The following is a 24,853-nucleotide window of genomic DNA, read 5'->3' on the forward strand; positions in this document are numbered from 1 at the left end:
TGCGTGCGCCCCGGGCCCCGCGTCCGGCACCGGTTCAGTGCGCGATGTCCACGACGAACCGCTCCGGCGAGTGCAGCGGGAACGCGCGGTAGTACGGCAGGGTGTCGAAGGCGGCGCCGAAGGTTACGTACCCCTCGTAGTCGCCGGTCAGGGCGATGCCCTTGAGCTTGCCGAGGTTGATCTTCTGCAGTTTCGGGCCCTGGTAGACGCTGTGCCCCGCTTCGTCGTGCGCGGCGGCCGGGTGGAGGCGGATCTCCAGGAAGTACTTCCCGGGCAGCGGTACGGGCTTCCCGGACCCGTCGTACACCAGCTGCGGAACGGGAGTGACGGTGACCGCGGGGACGTGGCCCCGGAGGTCGATGACGATGCGGTCGTACGTGGGGTGCCCGGCCCAGCGGGCGTTGACGACGAGCGGGGTCGGCGCCTGGGTGGTGGCGGCGCGGGTGGAGGCCGAGGCGGGCGCGGCGAAGGAGAGGCAGGCGGCGAGCAGGGCGCCGGTCGCCAGGGCCACGAACTGCCGGAGACGGGTGTGGATCATGACGTCCCCTCGATTCTCGAGAGACGGGGACCAGTGGCACTGTCTGGGACGCCCCGAGGGGATCCCGTGGTTCCGGTTCCGCCGTCCCGTTGCGTCGAGCTTCCGGCTACCTGTGCGCCGCTTCCGGTTGCGCGGCCGGTCGGCCGGTGACGGGCGAGGGGGCGGCGTTCCGCGTCGGGCGGAGCAGCAGTGCGACGAGGAGTGCTGCGGCTGCCATGGCGGCGCTGCCGCAGCGCAGCGCCAGGTGCAGGGCGTCGATGAAGGCGGCGTTCACGGCGTCGTGGACGGGCTCGGGGAAGGCGGCGGCGCCGTCCGGAGCCGTTCCGGGCAGATGGTGGCCGAGGTCGGCGGGCACGCCGAGGCGGTGCAGCGACTCGGTCAGCGTGGCGGTGAGCCGGCTGCTGAGGACGGCGCCCAGGACGGCGACGCCGATGACACCGCCGATCTCGCGCAGGGTGTTGAGGGTCGCGGATGCCATGCCGGCCCGTGCCGGGTCCACGCGCTGCATGACCGTGATGGACACGGGGGTGAACGTCATCCCCATGCCGAGGCCCATGGTGAGCAGCACACAGACGTACTGCGGGTAGCGGGCGTCCGCGCCGTAGAGCGAGAGGGCGCCGAGCGCCGTGGCGCACAGGGCCAGCCCGGTGACCAGCGGGAGGCGGGGGCCGTGGCGCGAGGTGAGCGCGCTCGACAGCGGCGCGGCGACGACGATCATCGCGGTCATCGGCAGGCCCGCCAGGCCCGCGTCCGACGGGGACCAGCCCATCACGTCCTGCATGAGCAGGGGCAGGAAGAACGCGGCTCCGAACATGCCGAAGCTGGTCATGAAGCCGCTCACCGCGGCGCCGGTGAGCACCCGGTCCCGGAAGAAGCGCAGGTCGAGCATGGGGTCGGCGCTACGGGCCTCGACGGCGACGAAGGCGGGCAGGGCCAGCATCGCCACGGCGGCGAGGGCGAGCACCCGGGTGTCGGTCCAGCCGCGGGCGGGCCCCTCGATCAGCGCGTACACCAGCGCGCCGAACCCCAGTGCGGAGAGCGCCTGGCCCGGCAGGTCGAGCCGCTTGGTGCGGGCCGCGAACTCGGGCAGCACCCGGGCCGCGAGCAGTAGCCCCGCCACACCGATGGGGACGTTGATCCAGAAGACGGCCGCCCATCCGAAGGCGTCCACGATCGGCCCGCCCAGGACGGGGCCGACGGCCAGGCCGAGCGCGGAGACGCCGGACCACAGGCCGACGGCCCTCGCCCGCTCCTTCTCGTCCGTGAAGACGTGGCGCAGGATGGACAGGCTGCCTGGTGTGAGCAGTGCCGCGCCGAGGCCCTGGAGCATCCGGGAGGCGATCAGCGTGCCGGTCGAGCCGGACAGTGCCGCGGCCGCCGAGCCCGCCGTGAAGACCGCCAGGCCGGTGAGGAAGACCCGCCTGCGGCCGTACCGGTCGCCCAGGGTGCCGCCGGTGAGCAGCAGGGCCGCGTAGACCAGGCTGTAGCCCTCCACCACCCACTGGAGTCCGCTGACGCCGGAATGCAGGTCCTGCCCGATGCGGGGCAGGGCGTTGTTGACGATGACGTTGTCGAGCATCGCCATGAACATCGTCGCGCACAGTGTGGCGAGCACGAGCCCTTTGTGCCGGGCAGGCGGCTTCGTCATCACACTCCCTAACAGTGTTAGTCGGTTGTTCGGTGCGGCTAGACTGCCCCTAACGGTGTTAGTTGGCAAGCGGGATTCCCGGCGGGACCCGTGGACGGAGGTGGCCGATGGCCGTAACGGGCAGTGCTGATGACGGGGCGTCGCAACCGGGACTGACCCGCCGGACGCTCGTTCGGGCGGCCCTGCGGGTGCTGGAGCGCGAGGGCATCAACGGCCTGTCGATGCGCAAGGTCGCCGCCGAACTGGGGGTGAAGGCGGCCTCGTTGTACTGGCACGTGCGCAACAAGGAGGAGCTGCTCGACCTGCTCACCGACGAGCTCATGGCCGACGCCGAGGCGCCGCCCCGGGAGGGCGACTGGCGTGAGCAGCTGCGCGAGTACTGCGTGCGCTACCGCCGGCACCTGCTCGGCAAGCGCGACGCCGCCAAGGTCGTCGCCGGCCGGCTCGCCCCGGGCCCGTATCTGCTGCGACTGATGGAGGATCAGCTCGGCCGCCTGCGCGAGGCCGGTTTCTCCGACGCCGACGCCGCCATGATCAGCTACCTGCTCGGCGCGTTCGTCCAGGGCTTCGTGCTCCAGGAGCAGGGGCCCGTCTCCGCGTCCGAGGCCATGGGTGCCAGCCGCCGCGAGGCCGTCACGGCTGTGGGGGAGCAGCTGCGCCGGCTGCCCCAGGACTCCTTCCCCGTCCTGGTCGCGCTCGCCGACGACCTGACCGACCCGTCCATGGAGGACCGCTTCGCGTTCGGCCTCGAACGCCTCCTGGACGGTCTGTCCACCCTGCTGGAGCCGGAATCCCGCTGACACGCGAGAGGGGCCCGGCGCGCGCCGGGCCCCTCTCGCGTCACGTGGTGCGCGTCAGCACTCGATGACGTTGACGGCGAGGCCGCCGCGGGCGGTCTCCTTGTACTTGACCTTCATGTCGGCGCCGGTCTCCTTCATGGTCTTGATGACCTTGTCGAGGGACACCTTGTGGCTGCCGTCGCCGCGCATCGCCATCCGCGCCGCGGTGACGGCCTTGACCGCCGCCATGCCGTTGCGCTCGATGCAGGGGATCTGCACCAGGCCGCCGACCGGGTCGCAGGTCAGGCCGAGGTTGTGCTCCATGCCGATCTCGGCCGCGTTCTCGACCTGCTCCGGGGTTCCGCCGAGGACCTCGGCGAGGGCGCCGGCCGCCATCGAGCAGGCGGAGCCCACCTCGCCCTGGCAGCCGACCTCCGCGCCGGAGATCGAGGCGTTCTCCTTGAAGAGCATGCCGATCGCACCCGCGGCGAGGAGGAAGCGGACCACGCCGTCCTCGTCCGCGCCCGGCACGAAGTTCATGTAGTAGTGCAGCACGGCCGGCAGGACGCCCGCGGCACCGTTGGTCGGAGCGGTCACCACCCGGCCGCCGGCCGCGTTCTCCTCGTTGACCGCCATCGCGTAGATCGTCGCCCACTCGCTGCGGTGCAGCATCGGGTCGCCCTCGGTGCGCAGCTGGCGCGCCGTGGCGGCGGCCCGGCGCTTGACCCGCAGGCCGCCGGGGAGGATGCCCTCGCGGGACATGCCGCGCGAGACGCAGGACTGCATGACGCGCCAGATCTCCAGGAGGCCCTCGCGGATCTCCTCCTCCGTGCGCCAGGCCTTCTCGTTCTCCAGCATCAGGGAGGAGATCGACAGGCCGGTCTCGTTCGCGAGGCGCAGCATCTCGTCGCCGGAGCGGAAAGGATACTTCAGCACCGTGTCGTCGAGCTTGATCCGGTCCTCGCCGACCGCGTCCTCGTCCACGACGAAGCCGCCGCCGACCGAGTAGTAGGTCTTCTCCAGCAGCGGGGTGCCGGCGCCGTCGTACGCGAAGAGCGTCATGCCGTTCGCGTGGTACGGCAGGGAACGGCGGCGGTGCAGGATCAGCTGGTTCGGCTCGTCGAAGGCGATCTCGTGGACATCGCCTATCTCCGCGCCCAGCAGCCGCAGCCGGCCGCTCTTGCGGATGCGCTCGACCTCGTCGTCGGCGGTCTCGACGTTCACGGTGCGGGGGGAGTGGCCCTCCAGGCCGAGCAGCACCGCCTTGGGGGTGCCGTGCCCGTGGCCGGTCGCGCCGAGGGATCCGAAGAGCTCGGCCCGGACGGAGGTGGTCTGGGCCAGCACGCCGTCCTTCTTCAGCCGCGTCACGAACATGCGCGCGGCCCGCATCGGACCGACCGTGTGGGAGGAGGAGGGACCGATACCGATGGAGAAGAGATCGAAGACGGAGATGGCCACGGTGGCGGACTCCCTTGTCTGCTCGTGGGGTGGGAGGGGGCGGGAGAGGAGAAGAGGATTATTCGGATTTTGTCCGGCAGACGAGCTTAACGCGCGGAGGTGAACGTCTCGGCTCTCGGACGGGGTGGGAAGGATTACGCGGACCGGGCGGCCGGGTGTCGGCCCGGGGCCCCGGGTGATCCATCGGGCCCGCGGTGCGGCGCGCGGGCCGGGAGGGGTGAGTGCGGAAAGCGCGGGGGCGGGGGCGGGCCCCCACCGCGGCCGGGCCGGGTGGTGTCGGGCCCGTTCATGAGAAGGGCCCGGCCTGTGCGGGAACAAGGCCGGGCCCTTCCGTGGCCGTTGGCCGGACGCCGGTTAGAGCGTCGGGTACAGCGGGAACTTCGCGGCGAGCGCCGAGACGCGGGCCTTGAGGGCCTCGCTGTCGTACGCGGGCTTCAGCGCCTGCGCGATGATCTCGGCGACCTCGGTGAAGGCCTCGGCGTCGAAACCGCGGGTGGCCAGGGCCGGCGTACCGATCCGCAGACCCGAGGTCACCATCGGCGGCCGCGGGTCGTTCGGGATGGCGTTGCGGTTGACCGTGATGCCGACCTCGTGGAGGCGGTCCTCGGCCTGCTGGCCGTCCAGCTCCGAGTTGCGCAGGTCGACCAGGACCAGGTGCACGTCGGTGCCACCGGTGAGGACGTCCACGCCCACGGCCTTGACGTCGTCCTGGACCAGGCGGGCGGCGAGGATCTTCGCACCCTCCAGGGTGCGCTCCTGGCGCTCCTTGAACTCGGGCGAGGCCGCGACCTTGAAGGAGACGGCCTTGGCCGCGATCACGTGCTCCAGCGGGCCGCCCTGCTGACCCGGGAAGACCGCGGAGTTGATCTTCTTGGCCAGCTCCTGCGTCGACAGGATCACACCGCCGCGCGGACCGCCGAGGGTCTTGTGCGTGGTGGTGGTGACGACGTGGGCGTGCGGCACCGGGTTCGGGTGCAGACCCGCGGCGACCAGGCCGGCGAAGTGCGCCATGTCGACCATCAGGTACGCGCCGACCTCGTCCGCGATGCGGCGGAAGGCGGCGAAGTCCAGCTGGCGCGGGTAGGCGGACCAGCCGGCGACGATCAGCTGCGGCTTGGACTCCTTGGCGAGGCGCTCGACCTCGGCCATGTCGACCTCGCCGGTCTCGTCGACGTGGTACGGGACCACGTTGTAGAGCTTGCCGGAGAAGTTGATCTTCATGCCGTGGGTCAGGTGACCGCCGTGGGCCAGGTTCAGACCCATGATCGTGTCGCCCGGCTTCAGCAGCGCGAACATCGCGGCGGCGTTGGCCTGCGCACCGGAGTGCGGCTGGACGTTCGCGGCCTCGGCGCCGAACAGCGCCTTGATGCGGTCGATCGCGATCTGCTCGACGACGTCCACGTGCTCGCAGCCACCGTAGTAGCGGCGGCCCGGGTAGCCCTCGGCGTACTTGTTGGTCAGGACCGAGCCCTGGGCCTCCATGACGGCGACCGGAGCGAAGTTCTCCGACGCGATCATTTCCAGGGTGGACTGCTGGCGCACGAGCTCGGCGTCGACGGCGGCGGCGACGTCCGGGTCGAGCTCGTGCAGCGGGGTGTTGAGAACAGACATCAGGATCCCCTGGGGTGTCAGTTGTCGGAGTGGGTGAGCGCGGCGTACTCGTCGGCCGTCAGCACGTCCTTCGGCTCTTCCGAGAGACGCACCTTGAACAGCCAGCCACCCTCGAAGGGGGCGGTGTTGACGAGGGCCGGGTCGTCCACGACGTCCTGGTTGGCCTCGACGACCTCACCGGTGACGGGGGAGTACAGGTCGCTGACCGACTTGGTCGACTCCAGCTCGCCACAGGTCTCGCCCTCGGTGACGGTGTCGCCGACCGCGGGGAGCTGGGCGTAGACGACGTCACCGAGCGCGTTGGCCGCGAACTCCGTGATGCCGACCGTCGCGACGCCGTCCACGGCGTCCGACAGCCACTCGTGCTCCTTGGTGTAACGCAGCTGCTGGGGGTTGCTCATGACCTGATTCTCCTGGATGCGGGGGAGTGGATACGAACTGCGGTCTTGGGTACTGAGACGGCGCCGTACGGGTTCCCGGACGGCGGACGCGGTGCGTGGGGCTACTTCTGCCGCTTGTAGAACGGCAGGGCCACGACCTCGTACGGCTCATGCGTACCGCGAATGTCGACGCCGACGCCGGACGTGCCGGGCGCGGCGTGCGCCGCGTCCACATACGCCATCGCGATCGGCTTGCCCAGCGTCGGGGACGGGGCGCCGGAGGTGACCTCGCCGATGACCCGGCCGTCGGCCACGACCGGGAAACCGGCGCGCGGCACGCGGCGGCCCTCGGCGATCAGGCCGACCAGCTTGCGCGGCGGAGCGGTGGCGGCGCGCTCGGCGGCGGCCTCCAGCGCGGCGCGGCCGACGAAGTCGCCCTCCTTCTCGAACTTCACGACCCGGCCCAGGCCCGCGTCGAACGGGGTGAGGGCGGTGGTCAGCTCGTGCCCGTACAGCGGCATGCCCGCTTCCAGGCGCAGGGTGTCGCGGCAGGACAGGCCGGCCGGGACCAGGCCGACGCCCTCGCCCGCCTTGGTCAGCGCCTGCCACAGCTCCACGGCGTGCTCCGGGGCGACGAACAGCTCGAAGCCGTCCTCGCCCGTGTAGCCGGTGCGCGCGATCAGCGCGGGCACGCCCGCGACGGTGCCCGGCAGGCCCGCGTAGTACTTCAGGCCGTCCAGGTCGGCGTCGGTCAGGGACGCCAGGATGCCGGGGGACTCCGGGCCCTGCACGGCGATCAGGGCGTACGCGTCGCGGTCGTCGCGGACCTCGGTGTCGAAGCCGGCGGCGCGCTCGGTCAGGGCGTCCAGGACGACCTGGGCGTTGGAGGCGTTGGCGACGACCATGTACTCGGTCTCGCCGAGGCGGTAGACGATCAGGTCGTCGACGATCCCGCCGTCCTCCTGGCAGATGTGCGTGTAGCGGGCGCGGCCGACACCGACGGTGGAGATGTTGCCGACCAGGGCGTAGTCCAGGGCCTTGACGGCCTCCGGGCCGGTCAGCGTGATTTCGCCCATGTGGGACAGGTCGAAGAGACCGGCCCTGGTGCGTACGGCGTTGTGCTCGTCGCGCTCGCTGGCGTACCGCAGCGGCATGTCCCAGCCCGCGAAATCGGTCATGGTCGCACCGAGCGAGCGGTGCAGCGCATCGAGGGCGGTCAGGCGGGGGGCAGTGCTCATGGGTGTGGCTCCCGGGTCCCAGGGCATCGACATGACATGACGAGGACGTTCCTCCCCATCTGTCATCGGAACCTGAGAGGTTCGCCGAGAGTTCCGCCGATCGCCCGATCGCCGGTTCTTCTCATCGACTTGCACCTTGGGTGGAGCTGCTGCGCTGCAGCTCGCTTTTCAGATCTGCCTCATCCACGCGGTACGGGGCCTGAGAGATTCAAGGGAGGTTCTTGCTCCTTCGGCGCCCGCGCACGGCCTTGCGGCGTGCCGGGACTCTCCCGCGCGGATTCAAGCGGCCGGTATGCAGTTGGTCCAGATGGCGCACATCATTGCACGCCATGCCCGAGATCGGGCGGCGGGGTCCGAAAGTTCGTACGGCCCTCCGAAAGGCCGGACCGGAACCGGGTCCGCCGGATTACCGTCTCTTTACACTCAGTGGGCAAGGGTCCGGGTGACCCGATTCGGGGGAGGCGAACACTGTGCGGAGATTCGGAGTGGTGACGACGACCGGAACCGTGGAGGCGGTGCCCGCACAGCGCGGCGCGCGCGGGCGCGGGAGGGCGGCCGAGAGCTGCCCCGGCCTCGTACGCGACCTGCGCGGACCGGCCGTGCGCGCCCCGCGCCGGCTCGGCTTCGCCGACGGGGACATCGTCGTGGTGTCCGGTCTGCCCGGCGGCGGCAAGAGCACGCTGATCAAGCGGGCGGCAGCCGAGGGCGGGGCCGTGGACTCCCAGGACACCCGTGAGCGCTGGGAGCGCCGCATGCCCGCGGCGCTGCCGTACGCCGTGTACCGGCCGCTGGTGCGCGCCGCGCACTACTGGGGGCTGTGGCGGATCCTGCGCTCCGGGGCCTCCGTGGTCGTCCACGACTGCGGTACGCAGGCCTGGGTGCGCGGCCTGCTCGCGGCCGTCGCGCGCCGCCGGGGCCGGGCGCTGCACCTGCTCCTGCTGGACAGCAGCCCCGAGGAGGCCCTCTCCGGTCAGGCCGCGCGCGGCCGCGGGGTCTCCGCCTATGCCTTCGCCCGCCACCGCGGCGCGGTGACCCGGCTGCTGCGCGAGGCCGAGGCGGGCCGCCCGCCCGCGGGCTGCGCCTCGGCGACCCTGCTGGACCGGGCCTCCGCCGCCACGGTGACCCGCATAGCCTTCGGCGCCTGAGCCGCCGGGCGGCGCCGCTGCCGGGCTCCGCCCGGACCCGCTCCCCGAACGCCCGGGGGGCGGGATCCGCCGCCGGACCCCGGCGGCGCGGCCGCGCGCGGGGCCGGTACCCTGCGGGGCGACACGCGGCGGGATCACGGAGGCAGGGGACATGCAGGGCAGCGGCTGGCCGGGGAATGAGCTGGAGCAGGTGCTCGGGGCGGCGCTCGGGCAGCCGGACGCCGGGGGGCGGATCCTGGAGGTCCTCGGGCGCAGCCAGGTATGGGTGCCCCTGCCGGGCGGCGGCGGCACCCCGCCGACGGCCGGCCTCGACCTGCCCACCATGGACATCGGCGGGGCGGCGTACGTCCCCGTCTACAGCTCCGAGGCCCAGTTCCTCGCCTGCGTCGGCCCCGGCATGGACTTCGCGGTGGCTCCCGCCGTCGAGTTCGCCCGCGGCCTGCCCCCGCAGCTCGGCATCGCCCTCAATCCCGAAGGCGCCGTCGGCGTACCGCTCCCGCCGCCCGCCGTCGCGGAGCTCTGCCGCAGCGGCCGGACCCCGCTCGACGGCCCGGCCACCGGCGGCCGGGTCCGGCTCTTCGAGCCCGACTGGCAGGACGATCCGGTGGATTTCCTGGCCGCCGCCACCGAGGAGTTCCGGGCCACCGGGGTGGTCGCCGCCGCGCACCGCTGCCTCGCCAGCATCGAGGGCGGGGAGCCCCAGCTGTTCGTCGGTGTCCGCCTGGTGGGATGGGAACCGGAAATGCAGAGCGCGCCGATGGAGGCCCTCGGACGGGCCCTGACCCGTGTCCCGCCGCCGTGGCCCGTGCAGTTGATCCTGCTGGACGCCGCCCAGGACCCGGTCACGGACTGGATTCGTGAGCGCGTACGCCCCTTCTACCTGCCGTAGGGCCGCTTAAGCTGGTTACATCTCCTGGCCGCACGCGCGACTGCCGGTTCGGAGGAAACGCGTGGAGCGACGGGCGGACGAAGAGGGGTTCCGGGTGAGTGCGTCAGGCACGGCCGCGGCCGGGCAGGTCGAGCACATGATGCGCCAGGTGACTCCCGGGCGCTACGAGAGTTACGAGTCACTCCTGCACGCCCTCGCCGAGGGCCGGCTGTGGATGCTGCTCTGGCAGGGGCAGCCGGGATCCCCGGACGCCCAGTACGGCGGCATGGAGGTCGACAGCCTCGGCTACGCGCCCTGCGTCACCTCCCCCCAGGAGCTGGCCGCCAGCGGCTGGAACCGGGGCTACGAGGTGGTCACCGGGCGGGACATCGCCCGCGCGCTGTACCCGGACCGCTGGGGCCTGTGGCTCAACCCGCACGCCCAGGGCGGTGGCCTCGGCGTGCCCTGGGCGGACCTGCGCCGGATCGCCACCGGCCTGGACCGGATGCCGGCCGGCCCGCTGCGGCTCTCCGAGCCCGCGATCGAGCTCCCGCAGTTCTACGGGCTGCTGACCCAGCACGCGCACCGCACCCCGGCGGTGCGGTCGCTGCGCCGCGCCTGGGTGCAGCCCGCGCTCGGCTCCCCGTACCTCGCGGTCGGGCTCGACCTGTACGACGCCTCCGCGCCCGCGCTGGAATCCGTACGGGAGATGATGCGGCAGTCGGTCGGGGTGGTCCCCGAGGGCGTCCCGGTGTGCACGGTCGCACTCGGGGACGAGCACGACCCCGTCGCCATGTGGCTGCGCGCGCAGACCCGCCCCTTCTACGACCGCGAGGGGCAGGCGCCGGCGTACTGACCGGACGCTCCGCGTTCCGCGATGTCCGGATATCGATCCATCCACCTCGAAGGCCGCACCGGTCCCCATCGGTGCGGCCTTCGGCGTATCCGGGGAGTCCGCCCAAGATCCGTGGCTGAAAAGGCAGTTGGGCCGGATGTCCGTTCCGTGCCGAACGGGCGGTGTTTCACCGCTCAACAGATCCCGGGGTTCGGATAACGGAAGGTGTAGGCGTAGATCACGGTTGCGCATCACATCCCCGGGGGGTCTGGCGGGCGCTCGAGAGGGCGTTGAAGACTCCACCCCACCGAAGGCCGGTCCATCTCGCAAACACCAGCTCTTCACGTGCACTTCCGGCACATTTCGTGCCAATCGCACCACCAGCGACGCCGATTGAACCAAGCCGCCACAGCGGCGGGCATGGGCCGACCGATGTCGGCCGAGAGGGGTCCCACCACGATGACGGCACCACTGCAGGACACCAGCGCGGCCGAGCCCGCAGCCGTGGCCACCTCCGAGGTTCCGCGCAAGGCGATCGAGGGACGTTCGCTCGGCCGTATCGCGTGGACCAGACTCAAGCGCGACAAGGTGGCCATGACCGGCGGCCTGGTCGTCCTGCTGCTGGTGGTCCTGGCCATGCTCTCGCAGCCGATCCAGTGGATGTTCGGGCTGGACCCGGACGCCCTGCACCAGGACCTCATCGATCCCTCCCTGGCCACCCCCATCGGCTCCTTCGGCGGCATCAGCTGGGACCATCCGCTGGGCGTGGAGCCGAAGTTCGGCCGCGACATCGCCACCCGCATCCTGGAAGGCTCCTGGGTCTCCCTGCTGGTCGCCTTCGGGTCGACCGTGGTCTCGGTGTTCATCGGCTCCGTGCTGGGCGTCATCGCCGGGTACTACGGAGGCTGGGCCGACACGGTGATCAGCCGCATGATGGACACCTTCCTCGCCTTCCCGCTGCTGCTCTTCGCGATCTCCATCTCGGCCGCCCTCCAGGGCGGGGCCTTCGGCCTCGAAGGACTGCCGCTGCACATCAGCGTGCTGATCTTCGTGATCGGCTTCTTCAGCTGGCCCTACATCGGACGCATCGTGCGCGGCCAGACCCTTTCGCTGCGCGAGCGGGAGTTCGTCGACGCGGCCCGCAGCCTCGGCGCCCGCGGCCCGTTCATCGTCTTCCGCGAGCTGCTGCCGAACCTGATGGCACCGATCCTCGTCTACTCGACGCTGCTGATCCCGACCAACATCCTCTTCGAGGCCTCCCTGAGCTTCCTCGGCGTGGGCATCCAGCCGCCGCAGGCCTCCTGGGGCGGAATGCTCAGCTCCGCCGTGGCCTACTACAAGGTCGACCCGATGTTCATGGTCGTCCCGGGCATGGCGATCTTCGTCACCGTGCTCGCCTTCAACCTCCTCGGCGACGGTCTGCGCGACGCCCTGGACCCCAAGAGCTCGCGCTGACCCACCCGTACCTCGGGCACCCGGCCGAGGCTCCGCCAGTACGCACCATCACTCCGAATCAGGGGGCATCACTCCGCCATGAGAAGCAGGTCGAGAACAGCCGCGGTGCTCGCCGCCGCCATCACCGTCGCCCTCACCGCCTCCGCCTGCAATGGTGGTGACAAGACCGGCGGCGACGACAAGTCGGCCGGCGCCAACGCCGCCGTCAAGGCCGTGGTCAACGCCTCGGACAAGAAGGGCGGGACGGTCGTCTACGAGGCGTCCGACACCCCCGACTCCTTCGACCCCGGCAACACGTACTACGGCTTCGTCTTCAACTTCAGCCGCCTGTACGCCCGTCCGCTGACCACCTTCGCGCCCGCCCCGGGCGCCGAGGGCAACAAGGTGGTCCCGGACCTCGCCGAGAGCCTCGGCGTGCCGAGCGACGGTGGCGCCACCTGGACGTACAAGCTGCGAAAGGGCGTCAAGTACAGCGACGGTTCGCTGGTCACGTCCAAGGACGTCAAGTACGCGGTCGAGCGCAGCAACTTCGCGCGCGACGTGCACTCCAACGGCCCGAACTACCTCGCGCAGTACCTCAAGAACAACGAGACCCCGTACGAGGGCCCGTACAAGGACAAGTCCGACACGGGACTGCAGTCCATCGAGACCCCCGACGACCAGACGATCGTCTTCAAGCTGAAGCAGCCCTTCGCCGAGTTCGACTACCTGCTGGCGAACCCGCAGTCGGCCCCCGTGCCGAAGGCCAAGGACAACGGCGCGGACTATGTGAAGAACATCGTCTCCTCGGGCTCCTACATGTTCGAGAGCTACGAGCACGACAAGCAGGCCGTCCTGGTCCGCAACCCCAACTGGGACGCCTCCACGGACCCGCTGCGCAAGCAGCTCCCGGAGAAGATCGTCGTCAAGCTGAAGGTCAACCAGGAGACGATCGACTCCAACCTGAAGGCCGGCAACATCCACATCGACATCGTCGGCAACGGTGTGGCCCAGCAGACCCAGACCGAGCTGCTGACCTCGAAGGACCCCAACACCGACAACGCCGAGGGTGGTCGCCTGGTCTACATGGCGATGAACACCAAGGTGGCACCCTTCGACAACGTCGAGTGCCGCAAGGCGGTCCAGTACGCGATCGACAAGGTGTCGGTGCAGACCGCCTTCGGCGGCCCGATCCGCGGTGCCATCGCCAGCACCGTCCTGCCGACCGACATCCCGGGTCACGTCGACTTCAACACGTACAAGACCCCGGACGACAAGGGTGACGAGGCCAAGGCCAAGGCCGCGCTGACCGCCTGCGGCCAGCCGAACGGCTTCGAGACCACCATCACCGCGCGCAACGACCGCGCCGGCGAGGTCGACATGGCCACGGCCATCCAGGCGTCCCTGAAGAAGATCGGGATCACGGTCAAGATCCAGCAGTTCCCGGCCGGCAAGTACTTCAGCGACTACGCCGGTGTCCCGAAGTTCACCGAGGACAACAAGATCGGCCTCATGATGATGCAGTGGGGCGCCGACTGGCCGAGCGGCTTCGGCTTCCTCCAGCAGGTCGTCCACGGTGACGCGATCAGCAAGACGGGCAACACCAACCTGTCGCAGCTGAACGACCCCGAGATCAACAAGATGCTGAACGACAACATCGCCAACACCGACTCCGCCGCCCGCGAGAAGGTCTACGGCGAGATCGACAAGAAGGTCATGGACCAGGCGGTCATCGTGCCCCTGACCTACTTCAAGGTCCTGCACTACCGCTCGCCCAAGCTCACCAACGTGGTCTCCAACCCGGCGTGGAGCGGTCAGTACGACTACCTCAACATCGGCCTGAAGTAACCCCGGACGTCAAGTCCTCAGGCAGTTCGACCCTCTCAGCCAGATCTGCCAGAACCGTGGAAGGCAGGTGAAGGCAGCAGTGCGCGCGCCGGTCCGTCCCGCGCCCCCGACCGGGGTGCGGGGCGGACCGGCGGACGCCGAAGCCGACCCCCGTGTTTGTGTACATCGTCCGGCGGCTGTTCGCCGCGGTGTTCCTGCTGCTCGTTGTCAGCGCGATCACCTTCGCGATCTTCTTCCTGCTGCCCCGGTTGGCCGGCGGCACGGCCGACTCACTGGCCACCCAGTACGTCGGCAAGAACCCCTCGCCCGAATCCATCGCCGCGGTCAAGAAGAACCTCGGCTTCGACCAGCCCCTGTACGCGCAGTACTGGGACTTCCTGCGGGGCATCTTCGCGGGCCGCGAGTTCAACTACGGCCCCGACCCCTCGCAGTGCAGCGCCCCCTGCCTCGGCTACTCCTTCAAGGACCACGTCGAGGTCTGGCCCGACATCGTCAACCGGCTGCCCATCACCGCCTCCCTCACCCTGGGAGCGGCCGTCATCTGGCTGATCACCGGTGTGACCACGGGCGTGGTCTCGGCCCTGCGGCCGGGCTCGCTCTTCGACCGTCTCGCGATGGGCGTGGCCCTCGCCGGCGTCTCGCTGCCGATGTTCTTCACCGGCACGCTCTCGCTGGCCGTCTTCGTCTTCAACTGGCCCGTGTTCACCAATGTGTACGTGGACTTCTCCGAGGATCCGGCCGCCTGGTTCCAGGGGCTGGTCCTGCCCTGGAGCACGCTGGCCTTCCTCTACTCCGCGCTCTACGCCCGGCTCACCCGGGCCGGGATGCTGGAGACCATGAGTGAGGACTACATCCGCACCGCGCGCGCCAAGGGCCTGCGCGAACGGGTGGTCATCACCCGCCACGGGCTGCGCTCCGCGCTGACCCCGATCGTGACCATCTTCGGCATGGACTTCGGGCTGCTCCTCGGCGGCGCCATCGTCACCGAGACGGTCTTCTCGTACCACGGCATCGGTGAGTACGCGTACCACGCCATCGCGGTGAACGACCTGCCGAAGATCCTCGGGGTGACCCTCTTCGCCGGAGCCTTCATCGTGCTGTGCAACCTGGTGGTGGACCTCGTCTACGCCATCATCGACCCGAGGGTGAGGCTGTCGTGACCGATCCGACTCCGAAGGGGAACGAGGCCGGCGACGCCGGCGCCGCCGACCGCGGCGCGCACACCGCCACCGCCACGGCGCTCGTGGCGGGACCGGGCGACGGCCCTCCCTCCGAGGCCTTCCTCGACGTACGCGACCTCAAGGTCCACTTCCCCACCGACGACGGCCTCGTCAAGTCCGTCGACGGGCTCTCCTTCCAGCTGGAGAAGGGCCGGACCCTCGGCATCGTGGGCGAGTCCGGCTCCGGCAAGTCGGTCACCTCGCTGGCCGTCATGGGCCTGCACCGGGCCGGCAACGCCGACCGCTCCAAAGTCGAGATGTCGGGCGAGATCTGGCTCGGGGGCAGGGAACTGCTCTCCGCCGATCCCGAGGAGGTGCGCCGGCTGCGGGGCCGCGACATGGCGATGATCTTCCAGGACCCGCTCAGCGCTCTGCACCCGTACTACACGATCGGCTCCCAGATCGTGGAGGCGTACCGCGTCCACAACGACGTCGACAAGAAGACGGCGCGCAAGCGGGCCGTCGAGATGCTCGACCGGGTGGGCATCCCCGAGCCGGGCAAGCGCGTCGACGACTATCCGCACCAGTTCTCCGGCGGCATGCGCCAGCGCGCGATGATCGCGATGTCGCTGGTCAACAACCCCGACCTGCTGATCGCGGACGAGCCGACCACGGCGCTGGACGTCACCGTGCAGGCGCAGATCCTGGACCTGATCCGCGATCTGCAGAAGGAGTTCGGCTCCGCCGTCATCATGATCACGCACGACCTCGGCGTCGTCGCGGAGATGGCCGACGAGATCCTCGTGATGTACGGCGGCCGGTGCGTCGAGCGGGGCACCGCCGAGAAGGTGTTCTACGAGCCCCGCCACCCCTACACCTGGGGCCTGCTGGGCTCGATGCCGCGCATCGACCGCGAGCAGAGCGAGCGCCTCATCCCGGTCAAGGGCTCCCCGCCCAGCCTCATCAACATCCCCGACGGCTGCGCCTTCAACCCGCGCTGCCCGTACGCCGACGTGCCCAAGGGCAATGTGACGCGTACGGTCCGGCCCGAGCTCACCCGGGACGACAGCCACCACTGGTCCGCCTGCCACATGCCGCAGGAAGAGCGGACCCGGATCTGGACCGAAGAGATTGCGCCGAAGCTGTGACCGAGACGCCTGACACGAAGAAGCCGGAAACGGCGGTCATCCCCGCGCAGGCCACGGACTCTCCCGAGGTCCTGCTCAAGGTCACCGGCCTGGCGAAGCACTTCCCGATCACCAAGGGGCTGATCCGGCGCCAGGTGGGCGCGGTCAAGGCCGTCGACGGCCTCGACTTCGACGTCCGGCGAGGGGAGACCCTCGGCATCGTCGGCGAGTCCGGCTGCGGGAAGTCGACCATGGGCCGGCTGATCACGCGGCTGCTGGAGCCGACCGGCGGCTCCATCGAGTTCGAGGGCAAGGACATCACGCACCTCGGGGTGTCGGGCATGCGCCCGCTGCGCCGGGACGTGCAGATGATCTTCCAGGACCCGTACGGGTCGCTGAACCCGCGCCACACGGTGGGCACCATCGTCAGCGCGCCGTTCAAGCTCCAGAAGGTCACCCCGGAGGGCGGGCTCAAGGCGGAGGTCCAGCGGCTGCTCTCGCTCGTGGGCCTCAACCCCGAGCACTACAACCGCTACCCGCACGAGTTCTCCGGCGGCCAGCGCCAGCGCATCGGCATCGCGCGGGCCCTGGCGCTGAAGCCGAAGCTGGTGGTCGCGGACGAGCCGGTCTCGGCACTGGACGTCTCGATCCAGGCGCAGGTGGTGAACCTGCTGGACGACCTCCAGGAGGAGCTCGGCCTCACGTACGTGATCATCGCGCACGACCTGTCGGTCATCCGGCACGTCTCGGACCGCATCGCCGTGATGTACCTCGGCAAGATCGTCGAGCTGGCCGACAACAAGGGGCTGTACGGGGCGCCCATGCACCCCTACACCACGGCCCTGATGTCGGCCGTGCCGGTGCCGGACCCGAGGCGGCGCGGTGCCAAGAGCGGCCGCATCCTGCTCAAGGGCGACGTCCCGTCGCCGATCTCGCCGCCGAGCGGCTGCCGCTTCCACACCCGGTGCTGGAAGGCCACGCAGATCTGCGCGACGCAGGAGCCGCCGCTGCTGGCGCTGAAGCCGGGCCACCAGGTGGCCTGCCACCACCCGGAGAACGCCCCCGACCAGGCGCCGGGCGACCAGCCCCTGCCGGGCGCGGCGGACGCGGTGGCCACGGTCACGGAGTGACCGCTGCGGCAGTCACGGCCCTGCCCGGTCATCCGGGCAGGGCCGCGCGATCGCGGCCCCGCCGGCGATTGAGGCGCGGAGTCCGCGGCGGAGCCCCGGCAGTGGCGCCGCACGGCACCACGGCACGCTGCCGGCAGCGCGCAGCCGGCGGCCGCGGCAGGCGCGCCTCCATCCCGGCGGGAGCCGGGCTGCACACCCGGCCTCGCACCCGGCCTCGGCGGAGCCCCGCATTCCGCCGAGCCCGCCGCAGGTGACAATGGCCCGGTGCTCCACGATCTCTTCCCGCCCGGGATCCAGCATGCCCTGGACCTCGCCGGCATCTTCGTCTTCGCCACCGCGGGCGCCCTGCTCGCCGTCCGCAAGAACTTCGACGTCTTCGGCATCGCCGTCCTCGCCCTGGTCACCGCCCTGGGCGGCGGCCTCTTCCGCGACCTCGTCATCGGCGCCGTACCGCCCGCCGCCTTCGGCGAGCTCAGCTTCTTCGTGACCCCGCTGGTCGCCGCCGCGATCGTCTACTTCCTGCACCCCGAGGTGCAGCGGATCAACCGCGCCATCAACGTCTTCGACGCGGCCGGCCTCGGGCTGTTCTGCGTGACGGGCACGACCAAGGCCTACGAGTACGGCCTCGGCCTCACCGCCTCCGCCTCGCTCGGCGTCGCCACGGCCGTCGGCGGCGGCGTCCTGCGCGACGTGCTGGTCAACGAGGTGCCCTCGCTGCTGCGCGACCGCGAGATGTACGCCGTACCCGCGCTGGTCGGCGCCTCGATGGTGGCCGTCTTCATTAGCATGCACGCCCTCAACGGCATCACCACGGGCCTCGCGATCGTCACCACCTTCGTCCTGCGCCTCCTCGCCATGCGCTACCACTGGCGGGCGCCGCTGGCCTGGAACAGGCGGTCGTCGGTGGCCGAAGAGCCGTGACAATAGAAAGCTACCGCTTAGTAGTAAGCCGGTGTACCGTCGTTTACATGTCACACGCAGCTGCCAAGGCATCCATCGGCGACAGTGAGTTCGACCGCGACACCGCCATCACCGCACGCGCGGACGAGCCCGGGGTGTACGACGCGGAACTCTCCGCCGGATGGACGATCATCGCCGCCGTGAACGGCGGCTACCTGCTGGCCCTGGTCGGCCGGGCCCTGTCCGCGGCCCTCCCGCACCCGGACCCGTTCACCGTCTCCGCGCACTACCTGACCTCCTCCGTGCCCGGCCCCGCCGTGATCCGCACCCAGGTCGTCCGCGTCGGCCGCACCCTCTCCACCGGCCAGGCCTCGCTGTTCCAGTACGACGAGAGCGGCGCCGAGATCGAGCGCATCCGCGTCCTCGCCTCCTACGGCGACCTCGCGGCCCTGCCGGACGACGTGCGCACCGTCGCCGTGCCCCCCGCCATCCCCGCCTACGAGGACTGCATCGGCCCCGAGGCCGGCCCGGCCCCGATTCCCGGCAGCTCCGCCATCGTGGACCGGCTGCGGCTCCGCCTGGACCCGGCGACCGCCGGATGGGCCGTCGGCGCGCCCTCCGGAAAGGGCGAGATGCGGGCCTGGTTCGAGCTGGCCGACGGCCGCGACGCCGACCCGCTCTCCATGCTGCTGGCCGTCGACGCGCTCCCGCCGACCGCTTTCGACATGGGCCTGGTGGCCTGGACCCCGACGGTGGAACTCACCACCCACGTCCGCCGCCGCCCGGCCCCCGGGCCGCTCCGCGTCTCCATCACCACCCGCAACCTGGCCGGCGGCTTCCTGGAGGAGGACGCCGAGGTCTGGGACTCCTCGGACCACCTGGTCGCGCAGTCCCGCCAACTGGCCCGCGCCCTGCGCCCGGCCTGACCGCCGCCCGGCCCCGGCCCGGCCCCGGCCCCGCCCCGGTCCGCCGGATCGGACGGCGCCCGGGGCCCTTGTCGGCCATCGCGGGGTCCCGCGGCGCAAGCGGCCGCCGGCGGGCTCGTAGAATCGGGGGATCATGGCCTACCTCGACCACGCCGCCACCACCCCGATGCTGCCGGAGGCCGCTGCGGCGATGACCGCGCAGTTCGCCGCCACGGGGAACGCCTCCTCCCTGCACGCCGCAGGCCGCCGGGCCCGCCGTACCGTGGAGGAGGCCCGCGAGGCCTTCGCCGAGGCGATCGGCGCCCGCCCCAGCGAGGTGGTCTTCACCGCCGGCGGCACGGAGGCCGACAACCTCGCCGTCAAGGGCCTCTACTGGGCCCGGCGTGACGCCGACCCCGCCCGGACCCGGGTCATCGCCAGCCCCGTCGAGCACCACGCCGTGCTCGACGCCGTGCACTGGCTCGCCGAACACGAGGGCGCGCAGGTCGAGTACCTGCCCGTGGACCGCTACGGGCGCGTCCACGCCGACGCCTTCCGCGAAGCCGTCGAGCGCAACCCCGACGACGTGGCCCTGGCCACCGTCATGTGGGCCAACAACGAGATCGGGACCGTCATGCCGGTCCGCGAACTCGCCGCCATCGCCCGCGAGTCCGGGATCCCGCTGCACTCCGACGCCGTCCAGGCCTTCGGCCAGCTCGACGTCGACTTCGGCGACAGCGGCCTCGCCGCCATGACCGTCAGCGGCCACAAGATCGGCGGTCCCTACGGCATCGGCGCACTGCTCCTCGGCCGCGACCAGAGCCCCGTACCCGTCCTGCACGGCGGAGGCCAGGAGCGGCACGTCCGCTCCGGCACCCTCGACGTGCCGGCCGTCGCCGCCTTCGCCGTGGCAGCCGTCCTCGCCGTCGAACGGCAGGAGCGGTTCGCCACCGAGATCGGGGCCCTGCGCGACGAGCTGATCGCCGCCGTCCGCGCGGCCGTGCCCGACGCCGTCCTCGGCGGAGACCCCGACGAGCGGCTTCCCGCCAACGCCCACTTCAGCTTCCCCGGCTGCGAGGGCGACTCGCTGCTGCTCCTGCTCGACGCCCAGGGCATCGAGTGCTCCACCGGCTCCGCCTGCACCGCGGGAGTGGCCCAGCCCAGCCACGTCCTGCTGGCCGCCGGCACCGACCCGCAGCTGGCCCGCGGCACCCTGCGCTTCTCCCTCGGCCACACCTCCACCAAGGAGGACGTCGCGGCCCTGGCCGCGGCCATCGGCCCGGCGGTGGAGCGCGCCCGCACGGCGGGCCTCAGCTAGGAGCGTCCAGGGCCGCCCGGACCAGGCCGATGTAGCGGTTCCAGTCCCAGTGGCGGCCGGGATCGGTGTGGTCGGCGCCCGGGACCTCGGAGTGGCCGACTATGTGCGTGCGGTCCGCGGGTATGTCGTACCGGCGGCAGACGTCGGCCGCCAGCCGGGCCGAAGCCGCGTACATGGCGTCCGTGAAGTCCTGCGGGCGGTCCACGAAGCCCACGTGCTCGATGCCGACACTGCGCTCGTTCATCGAGCGGTTCCCCGAGTGGAAGGCCACGTCCAGCTCGCGCACCATCTGCTCCACGTGCCCGTCCCCGCGCACGATGTAGTGCGCCGACGCCTTGTGCCACGGGTTCTTGAAGGCGTCCACCGAGGACTCGAAGCCGCCCTGTGTGACATGCACGACGATCCGGTCCACCCGGTAGTCGGCCGGCCGGTCCGCCTTGCGCCAGTTCGCCGGCGAGGCCGACGTCCAGCTCGCGCCCGCGTGGTCGAGCTCGCCCTCCTTGCGCGGCTTGTCCACACCCGGTATCAGCCACCAGGCACGGCCGATCTCCTCCCGGCCGGCCACCGCCGCCACCGCGAAGATCCCGAGACCGCCGAAGAGCACGGCCCTGCGGGTCCGCCCCGGCGGCCTCTTCCCCTTGTTCCCCTGCTCGACGATGTGATCCACCCCCCGTACCCGACAACGCGCTGTGACCCCGCTCGGTTCCCCCGTACTCTGGACGGTGCTATGACTGAGAACCTGCCGAGCACCGCCCGTCCCCTTCGCGTCCTGGCCGCCATGTCCGGGGGCGTGGACTCCGCCGTCGCCGCCGCCCGCGCGGTCGAAGCCGGGCACGACGTGACCGGCGTCCACCTCGCGCTCTCCGCGAACCCGCAGTCCTTCCGGACCGGTGCCCGCGGCTGCTGCACCATCGAGGACTCCCGCGACGCCCGCCGGGCCGCCGACGTCATCGGCATCCCGTTCTACGTCTGGGACCTCGCCGAGCGCTTCCGCGAGGACGTCGTCGAGGACTTCATCTCCGAGTACGAGGCCGGGCGCACCCCGAACCCCTGCCTGCGCTGCAACGAGAAGATCAAGTTCGCGGCGCTGCTCGACAAGGCCCTCGCGCTCGGCTTCGACGCCGTCTGCACCGGCCACTACGCGACCGTCGTGCTCAAGGAGGACGGCTCCCGCGAGCTGCACCGCGCCTCCGACATGGCCAAGGACCAGTCGTATGTCCTCGGTGTCCTCGACGAGAAGCAGCTCGCCCACGCCCTCTTCCCGCTCGGTGACACCCTCACCACCAAGGAAGAGATCCGCGCCGAGGCCGAGCAGCGGGGGCTGGCCGTCGCGAAGAAGCCCGACAGCCACGACATCTGCTTCATCGCCGACGGCGACACCCAGGGCTTCCTCGCGAACCGCCTCGGCAAGGCCGAGGGCGACATCGTCGACGAGGCCACCGGCGAGAAGGTCGGCACCCACGAGGGCGCCTTCGGCTTCACCATCGGCCAGCGCAAGGGCCTGCGCATCGGCCACCCCGCCCCCGACGGCAAGCCGCGCTACGTCCTCGACATCTCCCCGGTGAACAACACCGTCACCGTCGGCCCCGTCGAGGCCCTCGACGTCACCGCCCTCACCGCGATCCGCCCCCGCTGGTGCGGAGCCGTGGCCGCCGCCCCGGGCACGTACACCGCCCAGCTGCGCGCCCACGGCGGCGAGACCGAGGTCTTCGCCGAGGTCGTGGACGGCGAGCTGCGCGTCTCCTTCACCGAGCCGGTCCGGGGCGTGGCCCCCGGCCAGGCGATCGTGCTCTACGACGGCACCCGCGTGGTCGGCTCGGCCACCATCGCGACCACGACGCGGGCGACTGCGGCCGTCTGAACGGCTCCCCGCACCACCTGCGCGGCCGGCCCACCCACGAGGGGGTGGACCGGGCCTCGTTCCGCACCGTCTCCGGACGATGGTCCGGTCCGGTGATCGTCGCCCAGCAGAGCCCGCAGGAGATGAGGTCGTCGTCCTCGTCGAAGGTGAGGTCCGCGGTCTGACCCGCTACGGACCCGGAGCGGGGTGGCCCCGCGGGCCCTCGCTCAGGCGACCGTCAGGACGATCTTTCCGGTGGTGCGCCCCTGCTCGCCGATCTCGTGGGCCTTCGCGGCCTGCTCCAGCGGCAGCACCGTGTCGACCAGAGGCTTCAGCAGGCCCTGCTCGACGAGCGCTGCGATCTCGCGCAGGCCGCCCAGGTCCGGCTCCACCAGGACCCAGGAGGCGTGCACGCCCTGCGGGTCGGCCGGGAGGGAGTCGGGGCCGGGCAGGGTCACCAGGTGGCCGCCGGGCTTGAGGACCTTCAGGGAGCGCGGGGTGTAGTCCCCGCCGATGGCGTCGATCACGACGTCCACGTCGGCGACGGCGTCCTCGAAGTCCGTGGTGCGGTAGTCGATCACCTCGTCGGCGCCGAGCTCGCGCAGCAGCGCGTGCTTGCCCGCGCTCGCGGTGCCGATCACGTAAGCGCCGCGGGCCTTGGCGATCTGCACCGCCAGGTGGCCCACCCCGCCGGCCGCCGCGTGCACCAGCACCCGCTGTCCGGGGCCGACCCCGGCCGTGTCCACCAGGGCCTGCCAGGCCGTCAGCGCGGCCAGCGGCAGCGCCGCGGCCCGCACGTGGTCCAGCCCGGCCGGCTTGGGGGCGAAGTGCCGGGCGGGTGCCGTCACGTACTCGGCGTACGCGCCGGCCTGCTGCGGGAAGCGGGGCATCCCGTAGACCTCGTCGCCCACCCGGTACAGGGTCACGCCGGGGCCCACGGCCTCGACGGTGCCGGACACGTCCCAGCCGACCGCCGGCACCGGGCCCCAGGGGATCAGGGCGCCGCTCTCGCGCGTCTTCCAGTCCACCGGGTTGACGCCCGCGGCGTGGACCCGGACCAGGACCTCGCCCATACCGGGCTCGGGACGCTCGGCCTCGGTCTCGACGAGGACCTCGGGTCCGCCCCACTTGCTGACGACGACGGCGCGCATGACATGTCTCCTTGCTGGGTTCCTGCTGGGTTCCCACTGGGTTCTCGCCGACCGCTGTCCCGGCCGACGACCTCACTGTCCCCGCTCGCCGACCCTCGCGGTGTTGGCCGTACGGCCACCATGTGTCAGGATCTGGCCATGCACCGAATTGCCGTCCTCGCCCTAGAAGGGGTCCCTCCGTTCGAGCTCGGCATCCCCTCCCGCGTCTTCGGCAACGCCCAGGACGAGGCCGGGGAGCCGCTCTACGAGGTGACCGTCTGCACCGCCGACGGACAGCCCGTGACCAGCGACGCGGGCTTCACCGTCGGCGTCTCGGCGGGCCCCGAGGCCCTCGCCGCCGCCGACACCGTGATCGTCACGCCCACCCACGCCATGGACGAGCTCGCGCACGGCGCCCCCCTGCCGCAGCCGCTGACCGACGCCCTCGCGGCGATCCGCCCCGGCACCCGGCTGGTCTCCTTGTGCACCGGCTCGTACGTCCTGGCCGCGGCCGGACTGCTCGACGGCCGGCCCGCCACCACGCACTGGCTGCACGCGCCCGAGTTCCAGCGCGGCTTCCCGCGCGTCCGGCTCGACGAGGAGGTGCTCTTCGTCGACGACGGCGACATCCTCACCTCGGCCGGCGTGGCCGCGGGCATCGACCTCTGCCTCTACCTGATCCGTCAGGACCACGGCACGGGCGTGGCCAACCGGGCCGCGCGGCTGTGCGTGGTCCCGCCCTGGCGCGACGGCGGCCAGGTCCAGTACATCGACCGCCCCGTCCCCGAGCCGACGCTCGCCACCACCACCGCCACCCGCGCGTGGGCCCTGGAACGCCTCGCCGAACCGGTCAGCCTCGGCGAGCTGGCCGCCCACGCCCGGATGAGCCTGCGCACCTTCACCCGCAGGTTCCGCGACGAGGTCGGCATGACACCGGTGCAGTGGCTCACCGCCCAGCGCCTCGAACTGGCCCGGCACCTGCTGGAGTCCAGTGACCTGCCGGTGGACCTCGTCGCCCACCGGGCCGGCTTCGGCTCCGCGAACTCCCTGCGCCAGCACATGCGTTCCACGCTCGGCGTCTCCCCGATCGCCTACCGGCGCACCTTCCAGCCCGCATCGGCATGACCTGCGAAGTAATCGCCGGGGGAGCAGCGCGCTGACAGGATCGGACCAACGGGCCCGCACCGGCGGGCCGGCCGACACGGGGAGCAGACCATGACCGCGTACGCCATCGCCCACATACGCCCCGAGACGATGAACGAGGACATCCTCACCTACATCGAGACCATGCAGTCGACGATGGACCCCTTCGGCGGCCGCTTCCTCGTGCACGGCAAGGAGGTCGAGGTCCTGGAGGGACCCTTCGCCGGCACGATCGTCATGATCGGCTTCCCGGACATCGAAAGGGCCCGCGCCTGGTACGCCTCCGACGCCTACCGGGCCATCCTCCCGCTGCGCACCGACCACATCCCCGGCGAGGTCATCCTGGTCGAGGGCGTCCCGGCCGACTATGACGCCGCGACGACGGCCGCCGGCCTGCGCGCAGCCGCAGGGCTCTGAC

Annotated in this window: 23 protein-coding genes and 1 riboswitch; of the genes, 15 read left to right on the forward strand and 8 right to left on the reverse strand. The window is 71.4% G+C overall.

Features of this window, described 5'->3' with window-relative positions:
• Positions 1 to 34: 34 nt before the first annotated feature.
• Complete coding sequence (locus ACXNSR_RS26985) at positions 35 to 538, reverse strand: AMIN-like domain-containing (lipo)protein (RefSeq protein WP_458638001.1); 504 nt, start codon at positions 536 to 538, stop codon at positions 35 to 37.
• Positions 539 to 644: 106 nt separating this feature from the next.
• Positions 645 to 2,186 (reverse strand): MFS transporter, encoded by a 1,542-nt coding sequence (locus ACXNSR_RS26990; protein ID WP_458638002.1) that lies wholly within the window; start codon positions 2,184 to 2,186, stop codon positions 645 to 647.
• Between the two features lie 107 nt (positions 2,187 to 2,293).
• Here ACXNSR_RS26990 and ACXNSR_RS26995 point away from each other — a divergent pair, with 107 nt between their 5' ends.
• Positions 2,294 to 2,986, forward strand: coding sequence for a TetR/AcrR family transcriptional regulator (locus ACXNSR_RS26995; RefSeq protein WP_458638003.1), 693 nt, complete (start codon positions 2,294 to 2,296; stop codon positions 2,984 to 2,986).
• A 54-nt stretch (positions 2,987 to 3,040) separates the two neighbouring features.
• Here ACXNSR_RS26995 and ACXNSR_RS27000 read toward each other — a convergent pair whose 3' ends face one another.
• From ACXNSR_RS27000 to gcvT, 4 genes are all read right to left on the reverse strand, one after another.
• A complete protein-coding gene (locus ACXNSR_RS27000; RefSeq protein WP_356789480.1) occupies positions 3,041 to 4,423 on the reverse strand; it encodes an L-serine ammonia-lyase in 1,383 nt (460 codons plus the stop codon).
• A 354-nt stretch (positions 4,424 to 4,777) separates the two neighbouring features.
• Positions 4,778 to 6,034: a serine hydroxymethyltransferase gene (gene glyA, locus ACXNSR_RS27005; RefSeq protein WP_030763890.1), complete on the reverse strand. Its 1,257-nt coding sequence runs from the start codon at positions 6,032 to 6,034 to the stop codon at positions 4,778 to 4,780.
• A gap of 17 nt (positions 6,035 to 6,051) precedes the next feature.
• Entirely contained in the window at positions 6,052 to 6,435 is a 384-nt protein-coding gene (gcvH, locus tag ACXNSR_RS27010) for a glycine cleavage system protein GcvH (protein WP_458638004.1), read from the reverse strand.
• A 101-nt stretch (positions 6,436 to 6,536) separates the two neighbouring features.
• Positions 6,537 to 7,652 (reverse strand): glycine cleavage system aminomethyltransferase GcvT, encoded by a 1,116-nt coding sequence (gcvT, locus tag ACXNSR_RS27015; RefSeq protein WP_458638005.1) that lies wholly within the window; start codon positions 7,650 to 7,652, stop codon positions 6,537 to 6,539.
• Positions 7,653 to 7,830: 178 nt separating this feature from the next.
• Positions 7,831 to 7,934: riboswitch (glycine riboswitch) on the reverse strand.
• A gap of 206 nt (positions 7,935 to 8,140) precedes the next feature.
• Between gcvT and ACXNSR_RS27020 the strand changes: the two genes are divergently transcribed.
• From ACXNSR_RS27020 to ACXNSR_RS27070, 11 genes are all read left to right on the forward strand, one after another.
• Positions 8,141 to 8,797 (forward strand): AAA family ATPase, encoded by a 657-nt coding sequence (locus ACXNSR_RS27020; RefSeq protein ID WP_458638006.1) that lies wholly within the window; start codon positions 8,141 to 8,143, stop codon positions 8,795 to 8,797.
• A gap of 151 nt (positions 8,798 to 8,948) precedes the next feature.
• Complete coding sequence (locus tag ACXNSR_RS27025; RefSeq protein ID WP_458638007.1) at positions 8,949 to 9,686, forward strand: enhanced serine sensitivity protein SseB; 738 nt, start codon at positions 8,949 to 8,951, stop codon at positions 9,684 to 9,686.
• A gap of 94 nt (positions 9,687 to 9,780) precedes the next feature.
• Positions 9,781 to 10,521 (forward strand): enhanced serine sensitivity protein SseB C-terminal domain-containing protein, encoded by a 741-nt coding sequence (locus ACXNSR_RS27030; protein ID WP_327383133.1) that lies wholly within the window; start codon positions 9,781 to 9,783, stop codon positions 10,519 to 10,521.
• Between the two features lie 438 nt (positions 10,522 to 10,959).
• On the forward strand, positions 10,960 to 11,955 hold the full coding sequence (locus ACXNSR_RS27035; RefSeq protein WP_458638008.1) for an ABC transporter permease: 996 nt from the start codon (positions 10,960 to 10,962) through the stop codon (positions 11,953 to 11,955).
• 78 nt (positions 11,956 to 12,033) lie between these two features.
• On the forward strand, positions 12,034 to 13,782 hold the full coding sequence (locus ACXNSR_RS27040) for an ABC transporter substrate-binding protein (protein ID WP_458638009.1): 1,749 nt from the start codon (positions 12,034 to 12,036) through the stop codon (positions 13,780 to 13,782).
• A gap of 152 nt (positions 13,783 to 13,934) precedes the next feature.
• On the forward strand, positions 13,935 to 14,942 hold the full coding sequence (locus ACXNSR_RS27045; protein ID WP_327737522.1) for an ABC transporter permease: 1,008 nt from the start codon (positions 13,935 to 13,937) through the stop codon (positions 14,940 to 14,942).
• An 83-nt stretch (positions 14,943 to 15,025) separates the two neighbouring features.
• Complete coding sequence (locus ACXNSR_RS27050; protein ID WP_458643403.1) at positions 15,026 to 16,090, forward strand: ABC transporter ATP-binding protein; 1,065 nt, start codon at positions 15,026 to 15,028, stop codon at positions 16,088 to 16,090.
• Positions 16,087 to 17,199 carry an ABC transporter ATP-binding protein gene (locus tag ACXNSR_RS27055; RefSeq protein WP_458638010.1) on the forward strand — a complete coding sequence of 371 codons (1,113 nt, stop codon included), beginning with the start codon at positions 16,087 to 16,089 and terminating at the stop codon, positions 17,197 to 17,199. Before ACXNSR_RS27050 ends, ACXNSR_RS27055 begins: the two co-directional genes overlap by 4 nt.
• Positions 17,200 to 17,463: 264 nt before the next feature.
• Positions 17,464 to 18,120, forward strand: a complete 657-nt coding sequence (locus tag ACXNSR_RS27060) for a trimeric intracellular cation channel family protein (protein WP_329098917.1) — start codon at positions 17,464 to 17,466, stop codon at positions 18,118 to 18,120.
• 47 nt (positions 18,121 to 18,167) lie between these two features.
• Positions 18,168 to 19,025 (forward strand): thioesterase family protein, encoded by an 858-nt coding sequence (locus ACXNSR_RS27065; protein WP_458638011.1) that lies wholly within the window; start codon positions 18,168 to 18,170, stop codon positions 19,023 to 19,025.
• A 133-nt stretch (positions 19,026 to 19,158) separates the two neighbouring features.
• On the forward strand, positions 19,159 to 20,322 hold the full coding sequence (locus ACXNSR_RS27070; protein WP_458638012.1) for a cysteine desulfurase family protein: 1,164 nt from the start codon (positions 19,159 to 19,161) through the stop codon (positions 20,320 to 20,322).
• On the opposite strand, the gene ACXNSR_RS27075 is transcribed toward ACXNSR_RS27070, so the two are convergent.
• The gene (locus ACXNSR_RS27075) at positions 20,315 to 20,989 is read right to left on the reverse strand and encodes an N-acetylmuramoyl-L-alanine amidase (RefSeq protein WP_458638013.1); all 675 of its coding nucleotides are present in this window, start codon (positions 20,987 to 20,989) and stop codon (positions 20,315 to 20,317) included. The two genes, ACXNSR_RS27070 and ACXNSR_RS27075, sit on opposite strands and share 8 nt — an antisense overlap.
• Positions 20,990 to 21,049: 60 nt before the next feature.
• Here ACXNSR_RS27075 and mnmA point away from each other — a divergent pair, with 60 nt between their 5' ends.
• Positions 21,050 to 22,183 (forward strand): tRNA 2-thiouridine(34) synthase MnmA, encoded by a 1,134-nt coding sequence (gene mnmA / locus ACXNSR_RS27080; protein ID WP_458638014.1) that lies wholly within the window; start codon positions 21,050 to 21,052, stop codon positions 22,181 to 22,183.
• Between the two features lie 206 nt (positions 22,184 to 22,389).
• On the opposite strand, the gene ACXNSR_RS27085 is transcribed toward mnmA, so the two are convergent.
• Positions 22,390 to 23,313: an NADP-dependent oxidoreductase gene (locus ACXNSR_RS27085; RefSeq protein WP_458638015.1), complete on the reverse strand. Its 924-nt coding sequence runs from the start codon at positions 23,311 to 23,313 to the stop codon at positions 22,390 to 22,392.
• Between the two features lie 138 nt (positions 23,314 to 23,451).
• Here ACXNSR_RS27085 and ACXNSR_RS27090 point away from each other — a divergent pair, with 138 nt between their 5' ends.
• Positions 23,452 to 24,417 (forward strand): GlxA family transcriptional regulator, encoded by a 966-nt coding sequence (locus ACXNSR_RS27090; protein WP_458638016.1) that lies wholly within the window; start codon positions 23,452 to 23,454, stop codon positions 24,415 to 24,417.
• A gap of 90 nt (positions 24,418 to 24,507) precedes the next feature.
• Entirely contained in the window at positions 24,508 to 24,852 is a 345-nt protein-coding gene (locus ACXNSR_RS27095) for a DUF1330 domain-containing protein (protein ID WP_458638017.1), read from the forward strand.
• Position 24,853: the final 1 nt, after the last annotated feature.

Source organism: Streptomyces sp. NC-S4, assembly GCF_054353315.1.

Bases quoted from the DNA above. Each gene is read 5' to 3' on its own strand.
- ACXNSR_RS26990 (WP_458638002.1), bottom strand. From the start codon at position 2,186: ATGACGAAGCCGCCTGCCCGGCACAAAGGGCTCGTGCTCGCCACACTG.
- ACXNSR_RS27065 (WP_458638011.1), top strand. From the start codon at position 18,168: ATGTCACACGCAGCTGCCAAGGCATCCATCGGCGACAGTGAGTTCGAC.
- mnmA (WP_458638014.1), top strand. From the start codon at position 21,050: ATGACTGAGAACCTGCCGAGCACCGCCCGTCCCCTTCGCGTCCTGGCC.
- glyA (WP_030763890.1), bottom strand. From the start codon at position 6,034: ATGTCTGTTCTCAACACCCCGCTGCACGAGCTCGACCCGGACGTCGCC.
- ACXNSR_RS27040 (WP_458638009.1), top strand. From the start codon at position 12,034: ATGAGAAGCAGGTCGAGAACAGCCGCGGTGCTCGCCGCCGCCATCACC.
- ACXNSR_RS27090 (WP_458638016.1), top strand. From the start codon at position 23,452: ATGCACCGAATTGCCGTCCTCGCCCTAGAAGGGGTCCCTCCGTTCGAG.
- ACXNSR_RS26995 (WP_458638003.1), top strand. From the start codon at position 2,294: ATGGCCGTAACGGGCAGTGCTGATGACGGGGCGTCGCAACCGGGACTG.
- gcvH (WP_458638004.1), bottom strand. From the start codon at position 6,435: ATGAGCAACCCCCAGCAGCTGCGTTACACCAAGGAGCACGAGTGGCTG.
- ACXNSR_RS27085 (WP_458638015.1), bottom strand. From the start codon at position 23,313: ATGCGCGCCGTCGTCGTCAGCAAGTGGGGCGGACCCGAGGTCCTCGTC.
- gcvT (WP_458638005.1), bottom strand. From the start codon at position 7,652: ATGAGCACTGCCCCCCGCCTGACCGCCCTCGATGCGCTGCACCGCTCG.
- ACXNSR_RS27035 (WP_458638008.1), top strand. From the start codon at position 10,960: ATGACGGCACCACTGCAGGACACCAGCGCGGCCGAGCCCGCAGCCGTG.
- ACXNSR_RS27095 (WP_458638017.1), top strand. From the start codon at position 24,508: ATGACCGCGTACGCCATCGCCCACATACGCCCCGAGACGATGAACGAG.
- ACXNSR_RS27070 (WP_458638012.1), top strand. From the start codon at position 19,159: ATGGCCTACCTCGACCACGCCGCCACCACCCCGATGCTGCCGGAGGCC.
- ACXNSR_RS26985 (WP_458638001.1), bottom strand. From the start codon at position 538: ATGATCCACACCCGTCTCCGGCAGTTCGTGGCCCTGGCGACCGGCGCC.
- ACXNSR_RS27025 (WP_458638007.1), top strand. From the start codon at position 8,949: ATGCAGGGCAGCGGCTGGCCGGGGAATGAGCTGGAGCAGGTGCTCGGG.